At 31.3% G+C, this 10,757-nt stretch carries 11 protein-coding genes and 6 tRNA genes; all 17 read right to left on the minus strand.

Translation table 11 applies throughout. The features are described from left to right. Positions 1-40: 40 nt before the first annotated feature. The gene (gene spoIIE / locus ACZ5N4_RS25850; protein WP_464211059.1) at positions 41-2,428 is read right to left on the minus strand and encodes a stage II sporulation protein E; all 2,388 of its coding nucleotides are present in this window, start codon (positions 2,426-2,428) and stop codon (positions 41-43) included. A 309-nt stretch (positions 2,429-2,737) separates the two neighbouring features. Continuing rightward, a tRNA-Met gene (locus ACZ5N4_RS25855) sits at positions 2,738-2,814 on the minus strand. Between the two features lie 13 nt (positions 2,815-2,827). After that, a tRNA-Met gene (locus tag ACZ5N4_RS25860) sits at positions 2,828-2,903 on the minus strand. 4 nt (positions 2,904-2,907) lie between these two features. Continuing rightward, positions 2,908-2,996 (minus strand) — tRNA-Leu (locus ACZ5N4_RS25865). 9 nt (positions 2,997-3,005) lie between these two features. Beyond that, positions 3,006-3,082, minus strand: a tRNA-Met gene (locus ACZ5N4_RS25870). 12 nt (positions 3,083-3,094) lie between these two features. After that, a tRNA-Met gene (locus ACZ5N4_RS25875) sits at positions 3,095-3,170 on the minus strand. A 4-nt stretch (positions 3,171-3,174) separates the two neighbouring features. Further along, a tRNA-Leu gene (locus tag ACZ5N4_RS25880) sits at positions 3,175-3,263 on the minus strand. A gap of 137 nt (positions 3,264-3,400) precedes the next feature. Beyond that, the gene (locus ACZ5N4_RS25885) at positions 3,401-3,808 is read right to left on the minus strand and encodes a S1 domain-containing RNA-binding protein (protein ID WP_464205574.1); all 408 of its coding nucleotides are present in this window, start codon (positions 3,806-3,808) and stop codon (positions 3,401-3,403) included. A 62-nt stretch (positions 3,809-3,870) separates the two neighbouring features. Continuing rightward, entirely contained in the window at positions 3,871-4,143 is a 273-nt protein-coding gene (locus tag ACZ5N4_RS25890; protein ID WP_178907182.1) for an FtsB family cell division protein, read from the minus strand. A gap of 83 nt (positions 4,144-4,226) precedes the next feature. Then, a complete protein-coding gene (gene yabQ, locus ACZ5N4_RS25895; RefSeq protein ID WP_464205577.1) occupies positions 4,227-4,637 on the minus strand; it encodes a spore cortex biosynthesis protein YabQ in 411 nt (136 codons plus the stop codon). A gap of 10 nt (positions 4,638-4,647) precedes the next feature. Then, on the minus strand, positions 4,648-4,938 hold the full coding sequence (gene yabP, locus ACZ5N4_RS25900) for a sporulation protein YabP (RefSeq protein ID WP_211142437.1): 291 nt from the start codon (positions 4,936-4,938) through the stop codon (positions 4,648-4,650). 145 nt (positions 4,939-5,083) lie between these two features. After that, positions 5,084-5,344, minus strand: coding sequence for an RNA-binding S4 domain-containing protein (locus ACZ5N4_RS25905; protein ID WP_464205580.1), 261 nt, complete (start codon positions 5,342-5,344; stop codon positions 5,084-5,086). A 59-nt stretch (positions 5,345-5,403) separates the two neighbouring features. Further along, on the minus strand, positions 5,404-5,679 hold the full coding sequence (locus ACZ5N4_RS25910; RefSeq protein WP_178907186.1) for an HU family DNA-binding protein: 276 nt from the start codon (positions 5,677-5,679) through the stop codon (positions 5,404-5,406). A 112-nt stretch (positions 5,680-5,791) separates the two neighbouring features. Continuing rightward, complete coding sequence (gene yabN / locus ACZ5N4_RS25915) at positions 5,792-7,237, minus strand: bifunctional methyltransferase/pyrophosphohydrolase YabN (RefSeq protein ID WP_464205582.1); 1,446 nt, start codon at positions 7,235-7,237, stop codon at positions 5,792-5,794. Continuing rightward, entirely contained in the window at positions 7,234-8,787 is a 1,554-nt protein-coding gene (locus ACZ5N4_RS25920) for a putative polysaccharide biosynthesis protein (protein ID WP_464205584.1), read from the minus strand. The genes yabN and ACZ5N4_RS25920 overlap by 4 nt, the downstream gene beginning before the upstream one ends. Positions 8,788-8,991: 204 nt before the next feature. Continuing rightward, positions 8,992-9,546: a stage V sporulation protein T gene (gene spoVT / locus ACZ5N4_RS25925; protein WP_464205586.1), complete on the minus strand. Its 555-nt coding sequence runs from the start codon at positions 9,544-9,546 to the stop codon at positions 8,992-8,994. Positions 9,547-9,727: 181 nt separating this feature from the next. Next, positions 9,728-10,744, minus strand: coding sequence for a peptidylprolyl isomerase (locus ACZ5N4_RS25930; protein WP_464205588.1), 1,017 nt, complete (start codon positions 10,742-10,744; stop codon positions 9,728-9,730). Positions 10,745-10,757 lie beyond the last annotated feature (13 nt).

The following is a 10,757-nucleotide window of genomic DNA, read 5'->3' on the forward strand; positions in this document are numbered from 1 at the left end:
TTTTCATGCGTATTTAGTTTTTGCACTTTTTATTTTTAAATCAATATAAATTATATACCTTTTGTACAATTGCCGTCATATCATCCTTTACCTTTCCACCACTTAATTCTTTTGCCTTGTTTATTATATTTTCACACAAATCTCTTGGGTCTGCATTCTTTGAATTTTTTAAAAATTCTACAATCCAATCTACCTTTCCAGCAGCCTCGCTCTCATAGTCCAGTACACCATCACTTAGCATTATTACTATGTCGCCATTTTTAAGCTTCTTTTTAGTTATATCCACATCCGGTTTATCTAAAACTCCAATAGGTAATGTTTTAGAACTTATAACCTCAACCTCATCTCCTCTTTTTATGAAACTGGCAACTGATCCTACCTTCATAAAGTCTATTTCTCCTTCATATAAGTCCATGCTACTTAAGTCAAGTGTAGAAAATTTCTCATTCTCTGAAAACTTAATAGTCATAATAGAGTTAATAGTATTTATAGCTGTAAGTTTATTAAATCCTGCCTTTGCAAACTTTTCTATCAACTCTACCGCAGCTCCACTTTCTCTCCCCGCTTGCGGTCCTGATCCCATGCCATCACTTATTATAGTCATATATGTTCCATCTGGAAGCTTGCCGAAACTATAGGTATCTCCACTATGCTTTTCTCCATTTTTACATTCAGTACTTACATATGATGCTACATGATATTTCGGCGTTTCTTCAAAAGTAACATTACATCCATTCATTAGGGGGTTTAAATTACAACCATCATCACTTACGCACATACACTTTCCAGTGACTTCATTAATTAATGGCAAAACCTTTTTTATACATAATTGCTCTCCTCCACAAGCCTCCATTGATAATTTTACAACCAATCTATCATTTTTGTTATTAAAACAGAATATATCCCTATACTGTATATTATTTTTATTCAGCATTTTTCTTATATTGTTTTCAGCCTCAGTATTGAATTTTATATTATCATCAAATTCTTTTACGATCTCCGTTACAGAATTAGCCATATTCTCTATCTGATGTGCTAAAAGTTCTCTACATTCACTTAACCTATTTCTCCACATTTCATTTATTATATAGCCATTTACAATGTCTTCAGTGTTTTTAATAAGTACAGATCGTTTAGTGCATTTTCTTTCTAATTCATATGGTATGTCCTTCTTATTTTCTTGATAATTTCCAATAAGCTCACTAAATGCATTATAGGTATAAAAGGTTTCCCTTTTCCAGCACATAGATTTCATATTACATGTTGAGCAAACTCTATCAGCAAGATTTTCTATTAATGCACTACTTTTACTTTTCATTTCTAATTTATCGTTATCTGCTAATTTTTCTAACACTTTTGACATATTAAGGAGCACATCTGAGAAGCTATTAATCTTACCAATTAATATATCTTTAACTTTGTCAACATAGTTATCCTTGAAACACTCTTGCTTTTTTTGCCAATCTAACTCTAATTCTAATTTTCTATAAATCTTTTGTGGTATAGCAAGGAAAACTGTACAACTTATAATTGATTCTATAATTTTAAATTGTACGCCTATATCTGAGTACATCTTTAGCACAGCAAATGCTACTATGTATGCTAAGCCACTCATCCACTTTCCAGTTTCTCTAAATATTCCTGATATGAGCCCACACAAGCCATATACTCCTATAGAAGTTATCATATCATTAGATGTAACCCCTATTATAGCTCCCATTGCTACACCTGCTGCCGCACCTGCTGAACTTCCTTTTACATATCCTAGTATAAGTACAAAAGTCAATGCTATAACATTTCTTATTGATACTCCATGAATGCTTGTCCCCCATGTTCCTGCTATTATAAGAGATGCAGTTACTGCCATACTTATTATTTCCTCATTAGTATATAAATGTCTTGTTTTTAATTCTTTGAAGCATATTATTGAATAATGAATAATAAAATATAATGGAAAGATACATGTAATTTCAAAAAACGAAGTCAAAAATCCTATTGCTAAACTTAACTTTACAATTAATAATTTGTAAAGTAAAAATTCTAAAAAAATTGAAAAGAATATTAGTAATAATTTTTTCTTCTGCTCTATATTCTTTAATATATAGTTTAAAACTAAAAGTGTTGCGGTTACTATGAAATATACTGGTAAGTTTTTAACATTATTATATAAAGAAACATACCCTAACAATGTTCCAATCCCCGATACTAAAGATATTTTGTTATTCTCAGAGACTATAATTGCTATTAAATAAGCTATCCCAAATGGAGCCATAAGATTTACCATAAGTACTCTGCCAACTAAAAATGCCGCTGCAAAATAGCTAATAATTTTAAAGACATCTGATAGTTCTTGAAACTTTTGTTTTTTTTCTTCGTTTTTCATTTTTTTGATTCTTTGATATGGAAAAAGCTCCACTCCGTATTGCATCACATAACACCCACCTTATTTAATTACTTTCTACATTATAACAAAGCCATTTGGAAATAAATGTCACAAAGTAGTGTTGTGATGATTTTTTTTTAGGACATATATTCCTAAGTTTCTTTTTAATTATTTTATTTAGACAATTAATCTTAAAAAAAATATTTTCCATTATATTCCATGTCGTATATTAAAGATTTCTTTTATAATTCAACATTCTTATATATCTATAACTACATGGATATCAATTTTTAAACAATCTTGTATTATCAAGAATACAATAAAAAAACCTGTGATTTACTCACAGGTTTCATTTGGTAGCGGAAATAGGACTTGAACCTACGACACTTCGGGTATGAACCGAATGCTCTAGCCAGCTGAGCTATTCCGCCATATTATTTTTTTTGGTTGCGGAGGCAGGACTTGAACCTGCGACCTTCGGGTTATGAGCCCGACGAGCTACCAGCTGCTCCACCCCGCGACATTGGTGCTGAAGACCGGAATCGAACCGGTACGGGTTTTAAAGCCCGCAGGATTTTAAGTCCTGTGCGTCTGCCAGTTCCGCCACTCCAGCAATTAATTATGGTAGCGGAAATAGGACTTGAACCTACGACACTTCGGGTATGAACCGAATGCTCTAGCCAGCTGAGCTATTCCGCCATATTATTTTTTTGGTTGCGGAGGCAGGACTTGAACCTGCGACCTTCGGGTTATGAGCCCGACGAGCTACCAGCTGCTCCACCCCGCGACATTGGTGCTGAAGACCGGAATCGAACCGGTACGGGTTTTAAAGCCCGCAGGATTTTAAGTCCTGTGCGTCTGCCAGTTCCGCCACTCCAGCACGTTGTATCGCTATCACCTAACAACATAGACTATTATATATTATATAAATATAGTTGTCAACTATATTTATTATATTTTTCAATGTAAATATTAGGCAATGTTAAAGAGGCTAAAATTAGCCTCTTCATATCATTACTAACTTGAAGTTCTTTTACAGCCTCTACCTCTTGAATCCTGATGTTTCTTTAGATCTTGAAATCTTTCTTCACTATCCTTTAAGAACTTTGTTAATCTGTCTTCAAAATTTCCTTGATTGGGTTTAGCTTTTTCTCTTTGCCAATCTATCTCTACAGGTTTATAACTTTTTGTCTCTGGAACAGCTTGTTTTATAGATAGACTTATCTTCCCATTATCATCAACTGAAATTACTTTAACTTTTACTTTATCCTTTTCCTTCAAGTAATCTCTTATATTTTTCACATAAGTATCTGAAACCTCAGATATGTGAACCAAGCCTGTTTTTCCATCGATATCCACAAATGCTCCAAAATTAGTGATATTAACTACTGTACCTTCTAGTATGCTTCCTGCCTTTAAGGTCATATTTAAAAGACTCCTCCTTAATAAAAATAATGTTTATATAAATTAAAAATTAAAAACAGAGATTAGTTTTTTGTATCTATTACAGGAGTCTCGCCTTGTTTAATAAGACCTAGCCTTTCTCGTGCCAGTTTCTCTATATACATGTCTGATTTAGACATCTTAACTTCGTCCTGCAATTTTCGGTTCTTTTCCTTAGCTTTTTGTTCTTCTATTTTTTTATCAGCTATCTGGTTTTTTATATTACGCATGGTTATTTGCTGATTAATAAATATATAACAAACGTAAGTCAATATCAAAACAAAAATTACATTTTTTCCTTTGATTTTATTTCTCATAATATAATCACCAAACTCCCAAATAGGGATTTATTTTTAAATGCTATAATTACATTTTAATTTGATTTTCAATTTTCTTCAAGTTATTTTTTATAATTTCCTTTATTTTTTATTTTAATCAAATAAATTATGGACTGAAATGGATAAAGTATTGAGTTTCTAGTCACTCTGAACACCCTTCCTAAAAACTTAAAAACTTTATATTGAGACCTTATAAAGAATCTACTGATTAGTTTCATGTATAAATATATTCCTATTCCAATCCAAAGATATACATACATTCCTATATATGCATAGTTAGTATATAATAAAAACGTAAAAACTACTACTGAAGTAAATATCCAAAATAGAGTATCTTCTATAAATGTTACAATTTTATTTGAATTGTTAAAACCTCTTATTAATCTATATAGATCAAACAATACTCCTGTTATCATCCCTGAGACAAGACTAAATATTATTAAACCAAATTGCTGATTTATTGAAATTACCATAATAGAGCTCCTATTTAAATAGTCTTGATATTAGACTTTCTTTTTCCTTCTTAATTTGACTGTTCGTGTAGATACAAGAGTTTATAGTTCCTATGATTATTACATCTCCATTTTGCACGTCCAGTTTATTCATCTTTAAACCTTGTCCTTTTATATTAAGAGTACCGAGGTTTGTATTTAGTACTATTTGTTCTTCATTAAAACTCACTACTTCAACAACACCATTTAATATTAGTTTTTTTCTATTTTCAATACTTAATAAACTTTTCTTTTCTTCTATCTTTATTTCTTTTTTCTCCATATTATCCCCTCCACCTGTAATTAATATATGATTAACTACAAATGGATATTACTAACTAGGCAATATTGAATTAATTATATTTATATGTATTAGCTTTTATATACAAACTGCTGACAGATAGATCTGTCAGCAGTGATAGGCTGGATTATTCCTCGTCTTCTTCTCCTGATATAATTTCATACATGCCTTGCGCATTTTCCTTTTTAACATGCTCTGTAATATTTATTATTTTAGCCCTTAGAGATTTGCTAGCATACTGAATTTCTATAATATCGCCTTCTTTAACCTCTGTTCCAGGTTTAGCTACCTTCCCATTTATGCTAACTCTTCCCCCTTCACATGCCTCTTTTGCTACAGTTCTTCTCTTTATTATTCTAGAAACTTTAAGATATTTGTCTAATCTCATAGCATATACTCCTTACTAAAAGAAAAAACCTAGATTTACACCCAGGTTTTCTGAAATGATTATTTGTTTACTTTATCTTTGAATTCTTTACCAGCTTTAAATACTGGAACTGTTGATTCTGGTATAGTTATTTCTTCTTTAGTTCTTGGATTTCTGCCAACTCTTGCAGCTCTTTTTCTTGTTTCAAATGTTCCAAATCCAACTAATTGAACTTTATCTCCCTTTTCTAGTGTTTCTTCAACACTTTCTATAAAACCCTTTAACATTGCTTCTGCATCTTTTTTAGTTAATTTTGATTTTTCAGCTATGCTTGTAATTAATTCTGACTTATTCACCTTTTTTACCTCCTTAAATATCGAGTATGCTTATTCATAGCATACTAGCATATTCTTCACTAATTTTAAAAATCCTTCTTTTTTTACATCATTTTTACGTATAAAAGAGAAATTATTTATTTTTAGCCTCTTCCCAAAGCATATCCATTTGCTCTAATGTCATATTGGCCATATCAATGCCTTTAGATTTAGCTACTTCTTCTATATACGAAAAACGTTTTATAAACTTCTCTATAGTATAATTTAATGCAAACTCGGGGTCAATGTCAAGGAATCTTGCAACATTTACGGAAGCAAATATTAAATCTCCTATTTCTTCTACTATTTTTGCCATTTCTTTGCTTTTATATACACCTTTTACTTCATAATATTCTTCTAAAACCTTATCTAATGCATCTTCAATTTTATTCCAATCAAAACCAACCTTCGCAGCCTTTTTTTGAACTTTCTCAGCCCTCATGAGAGCAGGAAAATTCTTAGGCACATGTCTAAGTTCATCAGTATAACTTGTAAGCCCTTGTTCCTTTTTCTTTATTTTATCCCAATTTGTTAAAACTTCTTCAGGTGTATCTGCATTTATATTACTAAATACATGTGGATGTCTATTTATCATTTTTATGCAAATTTTCTCAATCACATCATTAATATTAAAAAATCCATCTTCTTTACCTATTTGCGCATGAAAAACTATTTGAAGTAATACATCTCCTAATTCTTCGGCCAATTTGTCGTCGTCTTTCTCATCTATAGCCTCCAGAACTTCATAGCTCTCTTCTACAAGGTATCTTTTTAAGCTCTCATGTGTCTGTTCTTTATCCCACGGACATCCATCGTTAGATCTCAATTTTTCCATTATATCTAATAAATCGTAGAAGTCTTTAGTACTATCTATATCTCTCGGAATATATATTGATGTTAGATAATCAATATCATCTTGTCTGTCTAGCTCGTATAATGGTATTTTTCTTATGCTTTCCAAGTTTTTAACACCGGCTGCCCTTACAAAGTATATTTCAAAATCATCTTTGTAATATTCCATTAGAGAAAGCTTTACCTCAGATGCAATAAATTTATCGTATACTTGAGTTATAATGGTGCCAACCCTCTTATCTAATACTTGATTATTTATGTCGAAAGCATCTATTATTTTAATTCCTTCTACAGGATCTATTTTTAGACTCTCCATGAGGGCATCTACAAAGCTGACTGCAGGAACAATCTCCGTTTCTATAGATTTTTTTCCACAAAGTTCAAGTAATATATTTACTGATTTTTCTGCGACTAAAGGATGTCCTGGCACAGCATAAACTATATCATTGAACTTATTTTGCTGATCTATTAAGTCCTCTGCTATAGAACTATATACTTGATCAAAACTTTCTCCCTCTTCGTACTTATTATCGTAAGTTTCAAATAATATATTATTATTTTTTAAATAATCTACAGTAGGGTGCTTTTCTGTTCTTAAATAAATTTTAGATGCACTTTTCAATACCTCCAGAGCCCCAATGGTAAGCGCTTCCTTCGAACCAGGCCCCAATCCAATTATTTTTATCATGCATGTTCTCTCCTTTGCTTTTTAAAAAGCTTTTTCTTCACGTAGCTATATCTAAATATTCTGAGCAAAATTACTAATATTCCATATATAATCATACCAGAAGCTATAGATATGAAGCAGGATATTTTGCTACTTATGGTATAATTATAGACATTCATGTAGATAATTACAACCGCTATTATCATTAAAAGTGATGCAAATGCCGGTTTAATAAATATATCTGAAATATTTAATCTGATCTTAAGTCTTTTAGCTAAAAACAGTATGTTTAGTAATGAGGCTACTATATAACCACCTATACTACCTACTACAGCTCCATAGATATTTATATTAGGTATAGGTACCATTAATAAAGTAATAACAACCTTTACGATGCACCCTAACGCCAAAATAAGCACAGGCATAATATAATATCCTACTCCTTGTAATATTGCAGTAGAAGTTTGTGCAATTATTATAAAAGGAATAGATATAGCTGAATACTGAAGTATTTCAAACCCAGCTGATTGGCCAGGAAAAATTAAGTCTAAAATAGGCCATGCAAGACAAAATAGTCCAGCACAAGAAGGAAGTGCAATTACCATAGAAAGCTTCATAGCTAGTTCTATTTTATTGTCAACCTCAAGTTTTCTCTTTAATATGTGTGCCTCTGCAATTATAGGAACTAACGAAGCGCATAGCGCTGCTGATAAAGTAAGCGGAACATTTATCATGATAAATGCTTTTCCAGTAAGTTGTCCATATAATATAGTTGACTGTTTATAAGTAAAACCTGCTTCTAAAAGTTTCTGTGGAACCAGCGCTGAATCTATAAGGCTCATTATACTACTTACTGCTGCTCCTAATGAAACAGGTATGGCAATATAAAGCAACTTTCCCAATACATCAGTATTGTCTCTAACCTTTTTTACCTTAAACTCTTTTCTTATCTTAAAATATTTTACTACAAGATATATACCACCAAATACTCCTCCTGCTGCTGCTCCTAATGCAGCGCCACCAGCTGAGTACTCAATACCTCTAGGTAATAATATATAGGCAAGTCCAACTCCTATAACTACCCTCCCTATTTGCTCTATAATCTGAGAAACTGCTGGATAGTTCATATTTTGAAGTCCTTGAAAAAATCCTCTAAATACACTCATTATTGATATAAAGATAGGTGCAAAAGCAATAGATATTAGTGAATAATAAGATTTGTTATCCCACTTTAAAAAGTGTATTATAGGCTTTGAAAAAATAAGCAGTATAGCTGTAAATCCTGCTCCTAATATGATCATGAGAAGCATAGCTTTTCTTAATACTAAAATTACACCCTCCTCATCGTGAATAGCATTACTTTCCGATACCATTTTGGAAATCGCTACAGGTATGCCTGATGCCGCTGCAATAAAAAACATATATAGAGGAAATGACATTTGATAATATCCTACCCCTTCGTCACCAATAAGCATCTGCAGTGGCCATCTAAAAAATAATCCTAAAAATTTCGCCAATATTCCTGCAATTCCCAATATAAAAGTGCCTTTAATAAGTGATTGTTTTTTCATAAAAATACCCCCGAATCATCATATGACAAAAGCCTTGTCTCAATGTTTTTCACTTTAAAACTTACATAATCAAAAATAATTTATTTCTATGTTTATAATTATTTTAAATTAGGGGGTATTATTACTTTATAGATGAATATTTTTTATCTTAGTGTCAATAATCATCTATAAAGCAGTAAATAAGATGGCAGCATAGCTGCCATTTTATTGTTCCATTTGCTTTCCTAAGAAGGACGATGCAGTTTCAGCTAATTTAACTTCAACCTCACTAAATTTTATTCCTTCTTCCTTAGCTACTATAATTACAGCTCCAATTGCATCTCCTTCTGCAATTATAGGGGAAATTACTTGTGCGGAATATTTTCCTTCTATCTCTTCATCATCATATAAAGCTATAGTCTTTTCTTTTCCTTCTCCAAGAGAAACGGATTTTCTTTCCTCTATCATTCTTTCAAGGTCACTGCTTATTTTCTTCTCTAAGTACTCTTTTTTTGGTGATCCACTTATTGATATTATGCTATCCTTATCACATATCATAACTATATTTCCTATTGTTTGTTGTAAGGATTCTGCATAGCCTTTTGAAAAATCACTTAATTCACCTATTGGAGAATATTTCTTAAGTATAACGCCTCCTTCTCTATCTGTGAAAATTTCCAAAGGATCTCCTTCTCTTATTCTAAGAGTTCTTCGTATTTCCTTTGGTATAACCACTCTACCTAGATCGTCTATGCGTCTAACAATACCTGTTGCTTTCATTGTTTAGTACCTCCTATATAATATAAATATAAGTTGTATTAATATTATCTTTCTAAATATGAAATTTTATACACAATTGTTACTTAAATTGGTAAGCATATATAAAATTATTTATATAAACAAAAATAAACCACAGCATTCTATTATTATGCTGTGGTTTATTTTATATTTTATGCGGTTATTAAAGATTTTTTTCATTTTTAGTTATTTTAGCTGATTTTTTCCACTCATCAATTTTTTGTGAAAGTACTTTATTTTTTTCTTGGCTTTCTAACTGCTGTTTTATTTGATCTTTTACTGTTTCAAATTTCTTAACAGGATATTCTTCCTTCTTTATAGTTTTTATTATATGGTATCCAAATTGAGTTTTTACAGGTGCTGATATAGCTCCTTCTTTTTGTCCTATAGCAGCAGCCATAAATGCAGGATCAAAACCTGAATCAACATAATTTACCTCGTATTCTCCACCTTTATCCTTTGATCCAGGATCTTGTGAAACCTCTTTAGCTATCTTAGCAAAATCTTCTCCTTTATCAAGCCTTTCTTTTACTTTTTTAGCTTCATCTTCTGTTTTAACTAATATATGTGCTAACTTTATCTTGTTTGGCTTCTCAGTAAATTGATACTTGTTATTATTATAATAATCTTGTATTGCTTTATCATCAATTTTTACATCTTTTGTTACATTATCCGCAACATTTTTAATAATTGCTTGACTTCTTAATTGTGTAAACAATAACTCCTTTAAGGAATCCTCAGTAAGATCACTTTGTTTTAAAGCCTCTTGAAACTTACTATTGTCATTTCCAAAGGACTTTTTACTCTCATCGAATTGTTTGCTAGCTTCAGCCTTTAATTTTGAGTCATCTGGAAGTAAATTTAACTCTTTTGCTTTTTGCTCAATAACTTTTTGAGCTATCATATTGTCTAATACCTGTGTTCTTTTCTCTTTAAGAATACCCTTAGCCTCTTCATTTTTTTCGTAATTTTCACCGTATTGTTGCTTAGCCTGAGCTATAACCTGGCGCATATTCATATCATTATCTAGGTCCGCTCTAGTAATTTTTTCACCATTAACCACAGCTACAGGACTTTTAGCTATTGCTTCTGGTGTTTTGGCTATCATATTACAACCAACAGCTGAAAATCCAAGCATTGTTATTAAAGCTGTACACATTAGTTTTTTTATATTTTTCACAGTTTATTCCTCC

The organism is Clostridium nitrophenolicum, assembly GCF_055391695.1.

Bases quoted from the DNA above. Each gene is read 5' to 3' on its own strand.
- spoIIE (WP_464211059.1), bottom strand. From the start codon at position 2,428: ATGCAATACGGAGTGGAGCTTTTTCCATATCAAAGAATCAAAAAAATG.
- ACZ5N4_RS25885 (WP_464205574.1), bottom strand. From the start codon at position 3,808: ATGACCTTAAAGGCAGGAAGCATACTAGAAGGTACAGTAGTTAATATC.
- ACZ5N4_RS25890 (WP_178907182.1), bottom strand. From the start codon at position 4,143: ATGAGAAATAAAATCAAAGGAAAAAATGTAATTTTTGTTTTGATATTG.
- yabQ (WP_464205577.1), bottom strand. From the start codon at position 4,637: ATGGTAATTTCAATAAATCAGCAATTTGGTTTAATAATATTTAGTCTT.
- yabP (WP_211142437.1), bottom strand. From the start codon at position 4,938: ATGGAGAAAAAAGAAATAAAGATAGAAGAAAAGAAAAGTTTATTAAGT.
- ACZ5N4_RS25905 (WP_464205580.1), bottom strand. From the start codon at position 5,344: ATGAGATTAGACAAATATCTTAAAGTTTCTAGAATAATAAAGAGAAGA.
- yabN (WP_464205582.1), bottom strand. From the start codon at position 7,237: ATGATAAAAATAATTGGATTGGGGCCTGGTTCGAAGGAAGCGCTTACC.
- ACZ5N4_RS25920 (WP_464205584.1), bottom strand. From the start codon at position 8,787: ATGAAAAAACAATCACTTATTAAAGGCACTTTTATATTGGGAATTGCA.
- spoVT (WP_464205586.1), bottom strand. From the start codon at position 9,546: ATGAAAGCAACAGGTATTGTTAGACGCATAGACGATCTAGGTAGAGTG.